Source organism: Streptomyces sp. NPDC000134, from assembly GCF_042899225.1.
Lineage (GTDB): Bacteria > Actinomycetota > Actinomycetes > Streptomycetales > Streptomycetaceae > Streptomyces.
Genome location: NZ_JBIAZN010000010.1, coordinates 246,382 through 263,625, shown reverse-complemented (window position 1 = coordinate 263,625; position 17,244 = coordinate 246,382). Strand labels below are relative to the sequence as shown.

Sequence of the window (17,244 nt, the reverse complement as noted above, 5' to 3'; positions counted from 1 at the left end):
CGCTCACGCCTCCGGGATCTCGAACGTGCTGGTCCGCCTCATGCCGGCCGCGCGGCCCTTGCCCGCGATCACCAGCGCCATCTTCCGGCTGGCCTCGTCGATCATCTCGTCGCCGAGCATCGCCGAGCCCTTCCTGCCGCCCGCCTCGGACGTGTAGTACTCGTACGCGTCCAGGATCAGCTCGGCGTGGTCGTAGTCCTCCTGGGACGGCGAGAAGATCTCGTTGGACGCCTCGACCTGGCCCGGGTGCAGCACCCACTTGCCGTCGAAGCCGAGGGCGGCGGCGCGCCGGGCGACCTCGCGGTAGCCGTCGACGTTGCGGATCTGGAGGTAGGGGCCGTCGATCGCCTGGAGGTCGTTGGCGCGGGCGGCCATCAAGATCTTCATCAGGATGTAGTGATAGGCGTCCGCCGGGTAGCCGGGCGGCTGCTCGCCCACGACGAGCGACTTCATGTTGATCGACGCCATGAAGTCGGCCGGTCCGAAGATGATCGTCTCGATACGCTGACTGGCCGACGCGATCGCATTGACGTTGTTGAGGCCCTGTGCGTTCTCGATCTGCGCCTCGATGCCGATGCGGCCCACCTCGAAGCCCATCGTCTTCTCGATCTGCGTCAACAGCAGATCCAGGGCGACGATCTGCTGGGCGTCCTGCACCTTCGGCAGCATGATGCAGTCGAGGTTCTGCCCCGCGCCCTCGACGACCGTCACGACGTCCCGGTACGTCCACTCGGTCGTCCAGTCGTTGACGCGGACCACCCTCGTCTTGCCCGTCCAGTCGCCCTCGTTGAGGAACTTGACGACGGTGTGCCGCGCCTCGGGCTTGGCGAGCGGCGCGCACGCGTCCTCCAGGTCGAGGAAGACCTGGTCGGCCGGGAGGCCCTGGGCCTTCTCCAGGAACCGCGGGTTCGAGCCCGGCACGGCCAGACAGGAACGCCGGGGACGAAGGCGGTTGACGGTAGTCATGCGGGGACCTCCAGGGGGTCGAGCTCGTTCGCGTTCCGGATCTCGTCCACGATCCGGCCGATGATGCCGGTGATGTCGAAGTCCTTCGGGGTGAAGACCGCGGCCACTCCGGCGGCCCGCAGCGCTTCGGCGTCACTGCTGGGGATGATGCCACCGGCGATCACCGGTATCTCTGTGGCACCGGCCACACGCAGCCGCTGGAGCACGTCGGGGACGAGCCGCGCGTGCGAGCCGGACAGGATGGACAGGCCCACCGCGTGCACGTCCTCGGCCAGGGCCGCGTCCACGATCTGCTCCGGGGTCAGCCGGATGCCCTGGTAGACCACCTCGAAGCCGGCGTCCCGGGCCCGCACCGCGATCTGCTCGGCGCCGTTGGAGTGCCCGTCCAGGCCGGGCTTGCCGACCAGGAAGCGCAGCTTGCCCACGCCCAGGTCCCGGGCGGTCAGCTCCGCCGCCCGGCGCACCCGGGCCAGCGCGCTGCCCTCCGCGGCGGTGACCGCCACGGGCGCCGAGGACACGCCCGTCGGGGCGCGGAACTCGCCGAACACCTCGCGCAGGGCGCCGGCCCACTCGCCGGTGGTGACCCCGCAGCGCGCGCACTCCAGGGTCGCCTCCATGAGGTTCTCGGTGCCGCGGGCCGCCTCCTTCAGCCGCTCCAGCGCCGAGGAGCACCGGGGGTGGTTGAACGGCGGCTGCCAGCGGGTGTCCCGCCACTGCTGGAGCGCGGCGACGACCTGGGCCTCGACCGCCGGGTCCACCGTCTGGATCGCGGTGTCCAGGTCGGCGGTGAGCGGGTTGGGCTCGGTGGTCCCGAAGGCGTTGACGCCGACGATCTTCTCCTCGCCGGACTCGATCCGGGCCCGCCGCTCGGCGTGCGAGGCGACCAGCCGGGACTTGAGGTAGCCCGACTCGACGGCGGCCATCGCGCCGCCCATCTCCTCGATCCGCCGCATCTCGCCGAGCGCGTCGGCGACCAGCTCGTCCACCTTGGTCTCGATCACCTTCGAGCCCTCGAAGATGTCGTCGTACTCCAGCAGGTCGCTCTCGTAGGCCAGCACCTGCTGGATGCGCAGCGACCACTGCTGGTCCCAGGGGCGGGGCAGGCCCAGCGCCTCGTTCCAGGCGGGCAGTTGCACGGCACGCGCACGTGCGTCCTTGGAGAGGGTGACGCCCAGCATCTCCAGCACGATCCGCTGGACGTTGTTCTCCGGCTGCGCCTCGGTCAGACCGAGGGAGTTGACCTGGACGCCGTAGCGGAAGCGGCGGTGCTTGGGGTTCTCGATGCCGTACCGCTCGCGGGTGACCTGGTCCCAGATGCGGCCGAAGGCGCGCATCTTGCACATCTCCTCGACGAAGCGGACGCCCGCGTTGACGAAGAAGGAGATCCGGCCGACGACGTCCCCCATGCGCTCCCGCGGCACCTGGCCGCTGTCGCGCACGGCGTCCAGGACGGCGATCGCGGTGGACATCGCGTACGCGATCTCCTGGACCGGGGTGGCGCCCGCCTCCTGCAGGTGGTAGCTGCATATGTTGATCGGGTTCCACTTCGGCAGGTGGGAGACCGTGTACGCGATCATGTCCGTGGTCAGCCGGAGGGAGGGCCCCGGCGGGAAGACGTGCGTCCCCCGGGACAGGTACTCCTTGACGATGTCGTTCTGGGTGGTGCCCTGGAGCCGGCTGATGTCCGCGCCCTGCTCCTCGGCGACGACCTGGTAGAGCGCCAGCAGCCACATGGCGGTGGCGTTGATGGTCATCGAGGTGTTGGTCCGCTCCAGGGGGATGCCCTGGAACAGCTTGCGCATGTCACCGAGGTGGGCGACCGGCACCCCCACCCGGCCGACCTCGCCGCGGGCGAGGACGTGGTCGGCGTCGTAGCCGGTCTGCGTCGGCAGGTCGAACGCCACCGACAGACCCGTCTGGCCCTTGGCGAGATTGCGCCGGTACAACTCGTTGGACGCCTCGGCCGTGGAGTGGCCGGCGTACGTGCGCATGAGCCACGGCCGGTCCCGTTCCTGCCGCGCCCGCGGCGCGGTCTGACGCTCACTCATGGACGACCTCAGACGTTCCGGAAGCGGTTGATGGCGTCGATGTGCTGGGCGCGCTTGGCCTGGTCGCGCACGCCCAGGCCCTCCTCGGGCGCCAGGCACAGCACTCCGACCTTGCCCTGGTGGAGGTTGCGGTGCACGTCGTACGCGGCCTGGCCGGTGTCCTGAAGCGGGTACACCTTGGACAGGGTCGGGTGGATCTTGCCCTTGGCGATGAGCCGGTTGGCCTCCCACGCCTCGCGGTAGTTGGCGAAGTGGGAGCCGATGATCCGCTTCAGCGACATCCACAGGTAGCGGTTGTCGTACTCGTGCATGTAGCCCGAGGTGGAGGCGCAGGTGGTGATGGTGCCGCCCTTGCGGGTGACGAAGACGGACGCGCCGAACGTCTCCCGGCCGGGGTGCTCGAAGACGATGTCGATGTCCTCGCCGCCGGTCAGCTCCCGGATGCGCTTGCCGAAGCGCTTCCACTCCTTGGGGTCCTGGGTGTGCTCGTCCTTCCAGAACCGGTAGCCCTCGGCGGTGCGGTCGATGACCGCCTCCGCGCCCATCGACCGGCAGATCTCCGCCTTCTGCGGCGAGGACACCACACAGATCGGGTTCGCGCCGCCGGCCAGCGCGAACTGGGTGGCGTACGAGCCGAGGCCGCCGCTGGCGCCCCAGATCAGCACGTTGTCGCCCTGCTTCATGCCGGCGCCGTTGCGGGAGACCAACTGGCGGTAGGCGGTGGAGTTGACCAGCCCCGGCGCGGCGGCCTCCTCCCAGCTCAGGTGGCCCGGCTTGGGCATGAGCTGGTTGGACTTCACCAGGGCGATCTCGGCGAGCCCGCCGAAGTTGGTCTCGAAGCCCCAGATCCGCTGCTCCGGGTCGAGCATCGTGTCGTTGTGCCCGTCCGAGGACTCCAGCTCCACGGAGAGGCAGTGCGCGACGACCTCGTCGCCCGGCTTCCAGGAGTTCACCCCGGGGCCGGTGCGCAGCACCACGCCCGCGAGGTCGGAGCCGATGATGTGGTACGGCAGGTCGTGCCGCCTGGCCAGCTCGCTGGTGCGGCCGTAGCGCTCCAGGAACCCGAAGGTGGACAGCGGCTCGAAGATCGAGGTCCACACCGAGTTGTAGTTGACCGAGGAGGCCATCACGGCCACCAGGGCCTCGCCGGGGCCCAGTTCGGGCACCGGCACCTCGTCCAGGTGGATCGACTTGCGGGGGTCCTTGTCGCGGGTCTGGAGGCCCGCGAACATCTCCGTCTCGTCCTTGTGCACGGTGATCGCGCGGTACGACTCGGGCAGCGGCAGGGCGGCGAAGTCGGCCGGCGTGGAATCGGGCGACTGGATCGCGTCCAGGATGTCCTTCACGGTCACGGTGTTGCCTCCGGCGGTGAGCGCCCTGAGGGAGGGGCGCTTGAGGGGTACGTCGGTGCTGTTGCTGAAGGTGCCTGTGACGCAGGCGTCCGGGAACGCGGGCGACGGCTCGCGGGGACAGCCCGGACTCCCTCAACGTATGGCACCCCGTGTCACGCCGCAAGGCACTGGGTGCCAGAAATTGCTCTCAGATGAAATCTTTACGTAACAGATGAGCGATGATCGATCGAACGCGTGGTAAAGGGCGGGCGAAATCGGGCCCGGACACGCGAAACGGCCACCCCGGGGGGTGGCCGTCGTCACATGAGGGAGGGGAGGGTCAGCGCTCCTTCAGCGCCTGCTCGATGGCCCGCATGACCTCGCCCAGCGGGGCGTCGGTGCGGGCCACGGCCACCAGGACCTCGCCCTCGGCGGCGACCGTCGCCGGCCGCGGGGCGGCACCGCCGCGCCCGGCGCCGATGCCGCTGCCGAAGGTCTTGCGGACGATGGCGAAGGCGTGGTCGAGCTGGGTCTCCACGTCGCCCTGGCCGTCCGCGCGCAGCCAGCGCCGCAGGACGTGGTTGTGGGCGGTGACCACGGCGGAGGCGGCGACCTCGGCCAGCAGCGGGTCGTCGTTGGCGTCGTCGTCGTGGGCGTGCTCGTCGAAGTGGCCGAGGAGGTAGCGGGTGAACAGCCGCTCGTAGCGGGCGACCGACGCGATCTCCGCCTCGCGCAGGGTGGGCACCTCGCGGGTCAGCTTGTACCGGGCGACCGAGATGTCCGGGTGGTCCGCGTACATCTTCATGACTTCCTTGATGCCGCGGCACACCGTGTCGAGCGGGTGCTCGTGCGCGGGGGCGGCGTTGAGCACCGCCTCGGCGCGGACCAGGGTGTCGTCGTGGTCGGGGAAGATCGCCTCTTCCTTGGAGCGGAAGTGCCGGAAGAAGGTGCGGCGGGCCACCCCGGCCGCGGCGGCGATCTCGTCGACGGTGGTCGCCTCGTACCCCTTGGTCGCGAACAGCTCCATCGCGGCGGCCGCCAGTTCCCGGCGCATTTTCAGCCGCTGGGCGGCGGCGCGGCCACCGGCGGCACTCTCCGGCGCGTCGGACGCGGCAGGTGTACGTGAGGACTTGGCGGGCTGGGACATGCCCCGAACGTACTGCATGTGCCCAGCTCGGTGCGCACGACGGCCGAATCCCCCGCCCACGGGGGGCGGGGGAGGCACCATCGGGTCGAGCAGTCCGCCCCAGTCGTCGGCGGGCCGGAACCAGTCGCCGGGCCGGCGGTCAGCGGCGGGCATACTCGCGGAAGCCGCGGCCCGTCTTGCGGCCGAGGCAGCCCGCGGCCACCAGGTGCTCCAGCAGCGGCGCGGGGGCCAGCCCCGGGTCGCGGAACTCGCGGTGCAGCACCTTCTCGATGGCCAGCGACACATCCAGGCCGACCACGTCGAGCAGCTCGAACGGGCCCATCGGATAGCCGCCGCCCAGCTTCATCGCGGCGTCGATGTCGTCGAGGCTCGCGTAGTGCTCCTGCACCATCTTGACCGCGTTGTTCAGGTACGGGAACAGCAGCGCGTTGACGATGAAACCGGCCCGGTCGCCGCAGTCCACGGCGTGCTTGCGCAGCTTGCCGCAGACCTCGCGGACGGTGGCGTGCGTCTCGTCGGCGGTCAGCACCGTGCGCACCACCTCGACCAGCTTCATGGCCGGCGCCGGGTTGAAGAAGTGCATGCCGATGACGTCCCGCGGACGGGAGGTGGCCCGGGCGCAGGCGACGACCGGCAGCGAGGAGGTGGTGGTGGCGAGGACCGCGCCCGGCTTGCAGACCTTGTCCAGGGTGGCGAACAGGTGCCGCTTGACCTCCAGGTCCTCGGCGACCGCCTCCACCGCCAGGTCGACGTCGGCGAAGTCGTCGTACGTCCCCGTCGGCGTGATCCGCTCCAGCGCCCGAGCGGCGGCCTCGGCGGTCAGCCGGCCCTTGTCCACGGAACGCGCCAGGGACGTGCCGATCCGGGCCCTGGCCGCCTGGGCCTTCTCCTCGCTGCGGGCGGCGAGGACCACCTCGTAGCCGGCCTTGGCGAACACCTCGGCGATGCCGGAGGCCATGGTGCCCGAGCCCGCCACGCCGACCGCGCGCACCGGCCGGCCGGGCACGGCGGTCGTGTCCTCGCGCGGGGTGAGGGCGTCCGGCACCACGACCGCGCTGCCCGGCCCTTCGTAGGTGTAGAAGCCGCGCCCCGCCTTGCGGCCGGTCAGGCCCGCCTCGCTGAGCTGCCGGAGGATCGGCGCGGGGGCGTGCAGCTTGTCGTGGGAGGCGGCGTACATGGCCTCCAGCACGGTCCGCGCGGTGTCCACGCCGATCAGGTCGAGCAGGGCGAGCGGGCCCATCGGCAGTCCGCAGCCCAGGCGCATCGCGGCGTCGATGTCCTCCCGGGAGGCGTACCGCGCCTCGTACATCGCCGCCGCCTGGTTCAGATAGCCGAACAGCAGCCCGTCGGCGACGAAACCGGGCCGGTCGCCGACCGCGACGGGCTCCTTGCCGAGGTCCAGGGCGAGGTCGGTGACGGCCGCGACGGCGGCGGGCGCGGTCAGCACCGAGGAGACGACCTCGACCAGCTTCATGGCCGGGGCCGGGTTGAAGAAGTGCAGGCCCAGCACCCGCTCGGGGTGCGCGGAGTCGGCGGCCAGCCGGGTCACCGACAGTGCGTTGGTGCCGGTCGCCAGGATCGCCGTGGGCCGCACGATGCCGTCCAGCTCGCGGAAGATCCGCTGCTTGACCTCGTACGACTCCGGCGCCACCTCGATCACCAGGTCGGCGTCGGCCGCGGCCCGCAGATCGGTGGAGACACGCACCCGGGCCAGGGCGTCCGCGCGCTCGCCCCCGGTCAGCCTGCCGCGTTCGACGGCCCGCGCGGTGGACGCCTCGACGGCGGCGACCGCGCGGGCGGCCTGCGCCTCGCTGATGTCGATGCCGACGACGGTGCGGCCGGCGCGGGCCAGCACCTCGGCGATGCCGGTGCCCATGGTGCCGAGGCCGACCACGGCGACGGTGCGGAGCGGGGACAGGGAGGGGTCGGGAAGGGAGGTGGCCATCGCGGGGCTCCTGGGATGAGGGTGACGACGGGAGCCGCACCCCGGCGCGCCGGGCGGCGGGCCGGGGTGCGTGCGGTGTGTGGAGTGCGGGTGTTGCCGGGCTGCCGGCGCACACGCCCGGTGCCGTGGGACGGGCGTGCACACGCCCGCGCCGCGGCGGAACCGACCGGCCCTGTCCCGGAGCCGAGTCGCACTGCGGTACCCGAGGTACCGGAAATGGAGCTGACTCCCGCACCGGCCGCGTCACCAGACCGCCACGGGAGAACACGAGTGGGTCACTCGCTCGTCCGACCTTAACCGCCGGGTAACGAGCGCGCCAGACCCCGGTGTTCGTGAGGTACGTCCCAGCCGGCCGGTGACCGGCATAACCTCGGTGCCATGGACGAAGAGTCGCGCTCGCTCACGGAGCGTTTACGGGCGGAGTCGGGCGGGCCGCCGGCGTACGACCGTCTGCTGAAGGCCGAGGACCCGGACGAACTGGCCGCCGTGCTCACCGGGCCCGGACAGCCGCTGTGGGCCCGTGAACTGGCCGCGTTCCAACTGGGCGTGGCGGGGGACCGGCGGGCCTTCGAGGCCCTGGTGCTCTTCCTCAACCACCGCGACCCGCCCCGCTGCGCCTCCGCCGCGTACGCCCTCGCCCGGCTCGGCGACCCCCGTACCGCCCGCGCGGCCGCGGCCCTGGCGACCAACGAACTGCGCGTCGCCTACGCCCTGTACCCGGTCCGCCTGCTGACCGAACTGCGCGCCCCGGAGTCCGTGCCCGCCCTGATCACCACCCTGCGGCGGCGGCTGCGCCCGCACGACCCCTACCGCCGGGTGGCCCTGGCCTGCGTGGAGGGGCTCGCCGCCCTCGGTGACCCACGGGCCCGGCCGGTGCTGACCGAGGCCCTGGCCCACCCGGCGGTGGCCGAGGCGGCGGCGCGGGCACTGAAGCGCCTGCCCGAGCGCGACTGAGCGGTCAGCCGGCGACGACCGCCAGGGCCTCGATCTCCATCAGGAACTCCGGCCGCACCAGGGCCGCGACCTGGACCGCGGAGGCGGCGGGGAGCCGGTCGTCGGCAAGGTGCGCGGCACGGGCGGCGCGGACGGCCGGCATATGGGCCATGTCCGTGACGTAGTAGGTGAGTTTGACGACGTCCGCGAAGCCGGCCCCGGCGGCGGCCAGGCAGCGGCGCAGGTTCTCGAAGACCTGGCGGGCCTGCGCCTCGGGGTCGCCCTCGCCGACCACGCGGCCCTCCTCGTCCAGCGGAAGCTGGCCGGAGACGGCCACCAGCCTGCCGGTGGCGGTCACGACATGGCTGTACTGGGCGGCGGGGGCGACCCCGGCGGGGGCGGCAATCCTGGTCGGCTCGGTCATGCGCCCATCATGGAGCACACGGGTGGCCGCGCCCCCGCCCCCGGGTGCCGGGCGGGCCGTTCGTCCAGCCGCGGTCAGAGGAACGACAGTTGGGTCGGGCCCGGGACCTCGGGGACGGCCCGCGGTTCCGCCACCCTGATCCGCCGGGGCATTCCCGCGCGGGCGGGGCCGATGCCGTACTCCTGGGCCAGGTCGTGCACCTGGCGGGTGACGCGGCGCTGGTACCACTTCGGGGCGTAGGAGCCCTCGGCGTACAGCCGCTCGTAGCGGCGCACCAGGTGCGGGTGGTACCGGGCCAGCCAGGCCATGAACCACTCCCGCGCGCCGGGCCGCAGATGCAGCACCAGCGGGGTCACCGAGGTCGCCCCGGCCGCCGCGATCGCCCGTACCGTCGCCCGCAGCCGGTCCGGGCCGTCGCTCAGGAACGGGAGCACCGGCGCCATCAGCACCCCGCAGCCGATGCCGTGCGCGCCCAGCGTCCGCACCACGTCCAGCCGGCGCTCCGGGGCGGGCGTGCCCGGCTCCACCGTGCGCCACAGCTCGGTGTCGGTGAAGCCCACCGAGACCGAGATCCCGACGTCCGTCACCCGGGCCGCCCGGGTCAGCAGGTCCAGGTCGCGCAGGATGAGCGTGCCCTTGGTGAGGATGGAGAAGGGGTTCGCCCGCTGCCGCAGGGCGTCGATGATGCCCGGCATCAGCCGGTAGCGGCCCTCCGCGCGCTGGTAGCAGTCCACGTTGGTGCCCATCGCGATGTGCTCGCCCCGCCAGCGCGGCGAGGCCAGGTCGCGGCGCAGCAGCTCGGGCGCGTTCACCTTGACCACGATCTGGCTGTCGAAGCCCAGTCCGGTGTCGAGGTCCAGATAGCTGTGGGTCTTGCGGGCGAAGCAGTACACGCACGCGTGCGTGCAGCCCCGGTAGGGGTTCACCGTCCACTCGAACGGCATCCGCGAGGCGCCCGGCACCCGGTTGACGATCGAGCGGGCCCGCACCTCGTGGAAGGTGATCCCCCGGAACTCCGGGGTGTCGAAGGTGCGGGTGGTGACCGCGTCCGCGCCGAACAGCGCGGCGTCGGCCGCCCGGCCGTGACCGGACTCGGAGAGGTTCTCCCAGCGCATGACGCCTCCTCGGTAGTGCTCCGCCCACAATAGAACAAGTGTTCCCTTGATCGTGCGGACCAGCCCGGACGCCCCCCGATTTGGCGGCCGGACGGCGGGGTGATTGGCTTGCCCCGACCCCGAGGAACCAGGCCCTGGAGGAACCCCGATGGCGCAGGTCGAGGCCACGACGGAGCGGATCGTCGCCGCTGACGCGGAGACGGTGTTCGACGCTCTCGCCGACTACAGCGGCACCCGCGCGAAGCTGCTGCCCGAACAGTTCAGCGAGTACGAGGTGCGCGAGGGCGGCGACGGCGAGGGCACCCTCGTCCACTGGAAGCTCCAGGCCACCAGCAAGCGCGTCCGCGACTGCCTGCTGGAGGTCACCGAGCCCGCCGACGGCGAGCTGGTCGAGAAGGACCGCAACTCCTCCATGGTCACCACCTGGCGGGTCACCCCGGCGGGCGAGGGCGCGTCCCGGGTCGTCGTGGTGACGGTCTGGAACGGCGCCGGCGGCATCGGCGGCTTCTTCGAGAGGACGTTCGCCCCCAAGGGCCTCGCCCGGATCTACGACGCACTGCTCGCCGAACTCGCCACCGAAGTGGAGAAGTGACCAACACACCGACGCACGGCGGCAGTTGGCCGCCTCACCGATTCGAGTGATCCTCACGCCCCCGGGCCGTACGCCGTAACTCGCCGCACCCGTTCGTAGTTGTCGCCTCATGCGGGAAATGAACGGCAGTGCGACGACGGGAGCGGTACATGGGCGGGATCACTCTGGTGAAGGACGCGCCGGCCGCCGCCGCGCCGCCGGACGTCCCGGCGCCCGCCCCGCGGCCGGACGCCGGGCTCGGCCCGCGCCGGGTCCGGCTGGTCTTCTTCGGGCTGATGCTGGCGCTGCTGCTCGCCGCGCTGGAGCAGATGATCGTCGCCACCGCCCTGCCGAAGATCGTCGGTGAGCTGCACGGCCTGGACAAGATGTCCTGGGCGATCACCGCCTACCTGCTCACCTCCACCGTCGGACTGCCGATCTACGGCAAGCTCGGCGACCTCTTCGGCCGCAAGGGCGTCTTCCAGTTCGCCATCCTGGTCTTCGTGATCGGCTCCGCGCTGGCCGGCCGCGCTCAGACCATGGACCAGCTCATCGCCTTCCGCGCGGTCCAGGGCATCGGCGCCGGCGGCCTCATGATCGGCGTGCAGGCGATCATCGCGGACATCGTGCCGCCCCGCGAACGCGGCCGGTACATGGGCCTGATCGGCGCCGCCTTCGGCCTCGCCTCCGTCGCCGGACCGCTGCTCGGCGGCTACTTCACCGACCACCTCTCCTGGCGCTGGTGCTTCTACATCAACGTGCCCTTCGGCCTGGTCACCATGGCCGTCGTCGCCCTCGTGCTGAAACTCCCCGGGCGGCGCGGCCGGCCCCGCCTGGACGTGCTCGGCGCGCTGCTGCTCACCGCCGCCTCCAGTTGCGTGGTCCTGCTCACCAGTTGGGGCGGCACCGAGTACGCCTGGGGCTCCACGGTCGTCCTCGGGCTCGGCGCCGGGGCGGTGGCGGCCACCGTCCTGTTCCTCGTCGCCGAGCACTTCGCCGCCGAACCCCTCATCCCGCTGCGCCTGTTCAAGGACTCCGTCTTCACCATCACCGGCCTGGTGGGACTGGTCGTCGGCGTCGCCCTGTTCGGCGCCGCCAGCTATCTGCCGACCTTCCTGCAGATGGTCGACGGCGCCTCCGCCACCGAGTCCGGCCTGCTGATGCTGCCGATGATGGGCGGTATCGTCGCCGCCTCGGTCGTCTCCGGGCAGCTCATCAGCCGCACCGGCCGCTACCGCATGCACCCCATCCTCGGCGGGGTCCTCTCCGTCACCGGCATGTGGCTGCTCTCCCGCCTCGGCACCGACACCCCCCGCCCGCTCTACAGCCTCTGGATGGCCGTCCTCGGTGCCGGCATCGGCATGGTGATGCCCGTCCTGGTCCTCGCCGTGCAGAACTCCGCCCGCCCCGCCGACCTCGGCACCGCCACCAGCGCCAACAACTACTTCCGGCAGATCGGCGGCAGCGTCGGGGCCGCGGTCTTCGGCACCCTCTTCGCCGGCCGGCTCACCGACGCCCTCGCCGACCGCCTCCCCGCCGACGCGGGCGCCGGGCTCCCCGACGCCGACGCCATCACCCCGCAGCTCGTCCACACCCTGCCGCCGGCGCTGCGCGACGCCTACGTCCAGGCGTACGCCGACGCCATGCCGCGGATCTTCCTGTACCTGGTGCCGGTACTGGCCCTCGGTCTGTTCCTCGCCTTCTTCCTCAAGGAGAAACCCCTCGTGTCCCACCACGCGCCCCTGACCGAGACGGAGACCGAGCGGCTCACCGCCCCGGTGCCGGGTGCCCGCGCGGTCCACACCGGCGGCATCCCGGTCTGCGGCACCGTGCAGCACCCCGACGGCACCGTCGTGCCCCGCGCCGCCCTCACCCTCATCGACGCCTCGGGACAGCAGATCGGCCGCGGCGCCAGCGGCGCCGACGGCCGCTACGCCCTGGCCACCCCGGGCGCCGGGGCGTACGTCCTGATCGCCGCGGCGGGCGGCCACCAGCCGCAGGCCGTCTCGGTGACCGTCGGCGAACGCCCCGTCGAACTCGACGTGGTCCTCGGCGGCGCCGGACGCCTCGCCGGCAGCGTCGTCACCGCCGACGGCACCCCCGTCCGGGACGCCACCGTCACCCTCACCAACGTGCACGGCGAGGTCGTCGCCGCCACCCGCAGCGGACGCGAGGGCGGTTACGTCATCACCGAGCTGGTCGCCGGCGAGTACACCCTGGCCGGCAGCGCGCCCGCGTTCCGCCCCGCCGCCCTGCCGGTCACCGTCCAGGCGTCCCGCGAGACCCGGCAGGACATCGAACTGGCCGGCGGGGCCGTGCTCCGGGGCACCGTCCGGGCCGGCGGCGGACGGCCCGTCGAGGACGCCCGCGTCACCCTCCTGGACGCCGCCGGCAACGTCGTCGACACCCTCACCACCGGCCCCGACGGGACCTTCCGCTTCGTCGACCTGTCCTCCGGCGAGTACACCGTCATCGCCGCCGGCTACCCGCCGGTCGCCACCGTCCTCCAGGTGGCGGGCGGCGGCCGTACCGAGCGCGATCTCCAGCTCGGCCACGAGGACTGAACCGCCCCCCGGCGCGCGGGCGTACGCCGGGGCGAGGGCGAGCCGCTCGCAATTCCCGGTTCCCGCCACATCGCGCCGGGCGCGGGCCGTACGGTGGTGACGGCGGCACGAGCCTGCCGAGCCGTGGAGAGAGGGCCTGACGCCATGGACCGTGGCAGCGAGCCGGAGGCGTCGTACGGCCGCATCCCGCTGGCCGTGGTCGTGGTCGACGGCGAGGGACTCGTCTCCCACTGGAGCCGGGGCGCCCGCCGCCTGTTCGGCCTCCCCAGGGAGCGGGCGATCGGCCGGCCCGCCCTCGACCTGCTGCCCGTCTCCGGAGCGTTCCCCGAGGAGGGCGACACCGCGTACGGCTACGGCTCGTACGCGGTCCCCGACGGACTCGGCCCCGGCCTGGAGACCTCGCTCGGCGGGCGGCTGTCCTACCCGGCCGCCGGACGCGCCCGCCTCCCCGCCGCCGGCCCCGGCCGGCTCGACGTCCTGTGGTGGGCCTACCCGCTGGCCGGCCCCGGCCCGGAACGGCTGCTGGTGCTGGCCGCCGACGCGGGCGCCCTGCTGCCGGACGCCCCCGGCGACATCCCGCCGTCCGAGCGCGTGGCCCCCGGCTTCGCCTCGCACACCGACTTCCCCGGCGCCGAGGAACTCGCCCGCCGCCTCCCCGAGATCCTGCCCAGCATGAGCGTCGGCGAGAGCGCCCGCATCGTCGCCCAGGTCCTCGAACTGGGCTACCCCGTCCTGGAGTTCAGCCAGAGCGAACGCGTCCCCGTCACCCCCGACTGGGGCGTGCCCCGGCGGGCCGAGCGCCGGGCCCGGCGGGAACGGGCCGCCCGGACCCGCGCCGCCGGCCGGCCCCTCCCGGCGGACCTCCGCGACGAGGCCGAGGACCTGGAGTACGCCGCCGTCCGCGAACGCCTGGAGTTCCTCAACGAGGTCAGCGGCCGCATCGGCACCTCACTCGACCTCGCCGAGACCATCGGCGAGGTCAGCCGGGCCGTCGTGCCCCGCTTCACCGACGTCGCCGGCACCTATCTGCGCGAACAGGTCGTCGCCGGCGAGGGCTTCCCCGACGGCGTGCCCGACACCACGACCATGTCACCGGGTCGCCCTGGAGCACACCGACGAACCGGGGCGCTGGGACGACGTGGTGCCGGTCGGCGAGGCCATGCCGTTCCCCGCGCACACCCCGTTCTTCCAGTGCATGACCACCGGCGAGCCGGTGCTCGTGCCGCGCATCACCGAGGAGACGGGCCACGCCATCGCCTCGCAGTTCGACAAGCGGGACATCCGGCCGCTGATCACCGGCCGCTCCATGCTCGTCGTCCCGCTCAAGGCCCGGCAGGTCGTCCTCGGCTTCATGATCCTGCTGCGCCACCCCGAGCGGCCCGTCTTCAACGACATGGACCGCGTCACCGGCGCCGAACTCGCCGCCCGAGCGGGTCTGGTGCTGGACAACGCGCGGATCTACACCCACCAGGAGAACGTCGCCGAGACGCTCCAGGACAGCATGCTGCCGCACATCCCCGCCCGGATGGCGGGCTGCGACATCGCCACCCGCTACCTCCCCGGCACCCTGCTCGGCCGGATCGGCGGCGACTGGTTCGACGCGGTGAAACTGCCCGGCGCCCGCACCGCCCTGGTCGTCGGCGACGTCATGGGCCACGGCCTGAACTCCGCCGCGATGATGGGCCAGTTGCGCACCGCCGTGCAGACCATGGCCGCGCTCGACCTGCCGCCCGCGCGACTGCTGCGCAACCTCGACGACCTCGCCCAGCGGCTCGGCGACAGCTACCTCGCCACCTGCCTGTACGCGGTCTACGACCCGATCGCGGGCGAACTGGCCCTGGCCGACGCCGGGCACGTCCCGCCCGTCCTGGTCCGCGCCGCCGACGGCCGCAGCGAACTGCTCGACCTGCCCACCGGCGCCCCGATCGGCGTCGGCGGGGTGCCCTTCGAGACCGTCCGGGTGCCGGTGGCGAGCGGCGACCGGCTGGTGATGTGCACCGACGGGCTGGTCGAGGTGCGCGGCGAGGACATCGGCGTCGGCCTGGCCACGCTCTGCGAGTCCGCCGCCCACCCGGCCGCCTCCATGGACGACGCCTGCGACACCATCGTCCGCGCCCTCAACGCCGGCGGCGACCGCAAGGACGACGTCGCCCTGCTGATGGCCCGCCTCGGCGGCATCGCCCCCGGGGACGTCGCCGAGTGGCGGCTCGCCCGCGACGCCGCCGAGGTGCGACGGGCCCGCGCGGCGGTCCGCGAGCAGCTCCACGGCTGAGGGCTGGCGGCGCTGGCCGACACCGCGGAGCTGCTGGTCGGGGAACTCGTCGCCAACGCCGTACGGCACGCCCGCGCCCGCCCCGTCGACCTGCGCCTGGTGCGCGGGGACACGCTGCTGTGCGAGGTGGACGACGACGACCACGGACTGCCCTCGCTGCTGACCGCCGGACCCGGCGACGAGTACGGGCGGGGACTGCGCGTGGTCAGCACCCTCGCCCGTCAGTGGGGCGCGAGCCGCACCGGGGCCGGCAAGACGGTCTGGTGCGAACTGCCCCTGCCCAGGCGCTGATCCGGGGCGCCCGCCCCGCTTGTGGAGCCGGGCGGACAGCGATACACCGTACTGGCCCGCCCCTGGCGGCGGGCCGGACACGGCCGTCGCACCCTGGGGAGTCGGGCATGAGCGTGACCAGTCGGTACCGGGACGCCTGGGAGGGATTCTGGGCCGAGGCCCCCGACGATCCGGGGGCGGTGTTCTGGGACGCCGAGCCGGTCCTGACCGTGGGCCGGCACCTGGCCCTGTTCGAGCCCCGCCTCGCCGCGCCCGGCCTGCCGCTGCTCGACCTCGGCTGCGGCAACGGCACCCAGACCCGCTACCTCGCCGACCGCTTCCCGCACGTCATCGGCGCCGACCTGGCCGCCGCCGCCCTGGACCGGGCCCGCCGCGCCGACCCCGCCGGGCAGGCCGCGTACCGGCAGTTCGACGCCACCGACCGGGACGCGGCGCGCGCCCTGCACGCCGAACTCGGCGACGCCAACGTCTACGTACGGGGCCTGCTGCACCAGTGCCCGCGCGAGGACCGGCAGGCGGTGGCCGACGGGCTGGCCGCGCTGCTCGGGGAGCGCGGCCGGGCCTTCCTCGTCGAGCCCTCCGAGGCCGCCGCCCAGGTCCTCGCCGACCTGGCCGGCGGCCCCGGCGGCCCGCCGCCCAAACTGGCGCCGGTGCTGCGGCACGGCATCGCCCCCGGCGGACTCACCGACGCCGCCGTGCCGGACCACCTGCGCGCCGCCGGGCTCGGTGTGCTGGCCCGGGGCGAACTGCCGCTGTTCACCACGGAGTACCGCTCCGACGGCACCCGGACAGCGCTGCCCTCCCTGTGGATGGTGGCCGGGCGGGCGGACTGATTCGGCGCCCGCACCGACGCCTGTTCCCGCGTGACGCGTGAGGCGTAATGGTTTATGAAAATGCTCTCCCTCTGTTTACGACGTCGGATCAAATGACAGATTGAATGGCAGACTTCGGACGGCAGCCCCAAGGATCACCGGAACGGGTACTTAGGCGCCTGAAAATTGCAGGGGGCTAAGCGTTGGTCGCGAGGGTTCCCCGCAATCCGTTGGCGGCGATTTACTGTACGAGCGTGTTTTTCCCACCCGCCGCATCGCCGTCGAGCACTGGGCCGACGACACTTGAATAAACGTTTCACCAAGCGGCTCCGGAATCGCATGGCGAGTGGCCATCGAACAGGAGTTCCAAAATGACCTTGCGTACCCTTTCCACCTACCTCGTCGCCGCGACGGCGGCGGTGGGACTGACCGCGGTCGGTACCACGTCCGCGACGGCCGCCGAGGCAACCGGGGCGACTTCGGCCTCGACCGCCAAGGGCACCTTCTACTACAGCGATCTGCTCGCCGGCACGGGATCCATCAGCAACCCGACGCTGGGCACCTGTTACACCCTCCCGACGCTCGCCCTGAGCGCGACCAACAGCACCAACGCGACCGCCCACCTCTACACCGGGACGAACTGCTCGCTGCTGGCGAACGACCTGCCTCCGGGCAACACGATCAACACCTGGCTCTTCATCTCGGTGAAGTTCGGCTGACGGTGACCGGACGGCCGGATCCTGCCGGGGTCCCAGCCAGTCCTCTGGGAAGCGAAATACCGCACGCTCCTGAGCCCACTTCAGGAGCGTGCGGTGCGGCGCCCCC

General features: G+C 72.6%; 12 protein-coding genes and 1 pseudogene. 6 read left to right on the top strand and 7 right to left on the bottom strand.

All coding sequences use genetic code 11. The features are described from left to right. Nucleotides 1–3: 3 nt before the first annotated feature. The 5 genes from ACFY32_RS17565 to ACFY32_RS17545 form a co-directional block, all read right to left on the bottom strand. Complete coding sequence (locus ACFY32_RS17565) at nt 4–966, bottom strand: CoA ester lyase (RefSeq protein ID WP_359197210.1); 963 nt, start codon at nt 964–966, stop codon at nt 4–6. Continuing rightward, nucleotides 963–3,014 carry a protein meaA gene (locus tag ACFY32_RS17560; protein ID WP_359197207.1) on the bottom strand — a complete coding sequence of 684 codons (2,052 nt, stop codon included), beginning with the start codon at nt 3,012–3,014 and terminating at the stop codon, nt 963–965. Before ACFY32_RS17560 ends, ACFY32_RS17565 begins: the two co-directional genes overlap by 4 nt. A gap of 8 nt (nt 3,015–3,022) precedes the next feature. Beyond that, nucleotides 3,023–4,366, bottom strand: a complete 1,344-nt coding sequence (gene ccrA, locus ACFY32_RS17555; RefSeq protein WP_359197204.1) for a crotonyl-CoA carboxylase/reductase — start codon at nt 4,364–4,366, stop codon at nt 3,023–3,025. Nucleotides 4,367–4,685: 319 nt separating this feature from the next. Next, nucleotides 4,686–5,492, bottom strand: a complete 807-nt coding sequence (locus ACFY32_RS17550) for a TetR family transcriptional regulator (protein ID WP_359197201.1) — start codon at nt 5,490–5,492, stop codon at nt 4,686–4,688. A gap of 139 nt (nt 5,493–5,631) precedes the next feature. Then, complete coding sequence (locus ACFY32_RS17545; protein WP_359197199.1) at nt 5,632–7,437, bottom strand: 3-hydroxybutyryl-CoA dehydrogenase; 1,806 nt, start codon at nt 7,435–7,437, stop codon at nt 5,632–5,634. Between the two features lie 378 nt (nt 7,438–7,815). On the opposite strand from ACFY32_RS17545, the gene ACFY32_RS17540 reads away from it, so the two are divergent. Continuing rightward, complete coding sequence (locus ACFY32_RS17540) at nt 7,816–8,391, top strand: adenylosuccinate lyase (protein ID WP_359197196.1); 576 nt, start codon at nt 7,816–7,818, stop codon at nt 8,389–8,391. Between the two features lie 4 nt (nt 8,392–8,395). On the opposite strand, the gene ACFY32_RS17535 is transcribed toward ACFY32_RS17540, so the two are convergent. Together ACFY32_RS17535 and ACFY32_RS17530 are read right to left on the bottom strand one after the other, a co-directional pair. After that, a complete protein-coding gene (locus ACFY32_RS17535) occupies nt 8,396–8,794 on the bottom strand; it encodes a RidA family protein (RefSeq protein WP_390674628.1) in 399 nt (132 codons plus the stop codon). 74 nt (nt 8,795–8,868) lie between these two features. Beyond that, on the bottom strand, nt 8,869–9,909 hold the full coding sequence (locus ACFY32_RS17530; RefSeq protein ID WP_390674627.1) for an Rv2578c family radical SAM protein: 1,041 nt from the start codon (nt 9,907–9,909) through the stop codon (nt 8,869–8,871). 148 nt (nt 9,910–10,057) lie between these two features. Between ACFY32_RS17530 and ACFY32_RS17525 the strand changes: the two genes are divergently transcribed. The 5 genes and pseudogenes from ACFY32_RS17525 (at nt 10,058) to ACFY32_RS17505 (ending at nt 17,138) form a co-directional block, all read left to right on the top strand. Beyond that, complete coding sequence (locus tag ACFY32_RS17525; protein ID WP_359197176.1) at nt 10,058–10,501, top strand: SRPBCC family protein; 444 nt, start codon at nt 10,058–10,060, stop codon at nt 10,499–10,501. Nucleotides 10,502–10,650: 149 nt separating this feature from the next. Beyond that, on the top strand, nt 10,651–13,044 hold the full coding sequence (locus ACFY32_RS17520) for an MFS transporter (protein WP_390674626.1): 2,394 nt from the start codon (nt 10,651–10,653) through the stop codon (nt 13,042–13,044). 144 nt (nt 13,045–13,188) lie between these two features. Continuing rightward, nucleotides 13,189–15,607, top strand: a pseudogene (locus ACFY32_RS17515) (SpoIIE family protein phosphatase). Nucleotides 15,608–15,714: 107 nt separating this feature from the next. Beyond that, nucleotides 15,715–16,440: a methyltransferase domain-containing protein gene (locus ACFY32_RS17510; protein WP_390674625.1), complete on the top strand. Its 726-nt coding sequence runs from the start codon at nt 15,715–15,717 to the stop codon at nt 16,438–16,440. Nucleotides 16,441–16,790: 350 nt separating this feature from the next. Beyond that, nucleotides 16,791–17,138 carry a hypothetical protein gene (locus ACFY32_RS17505; protein ID WP_359197168.1) on the top strand — a complete coding sequence of 116 codons (348 nt, stop codon included), beginning with the start codon at nt 16,791–16,793 and terminating at the stop codon, nt 17,136–17,138. Nucleotides 17,139–17,244 lie beyond the last annotated feature (106 nt).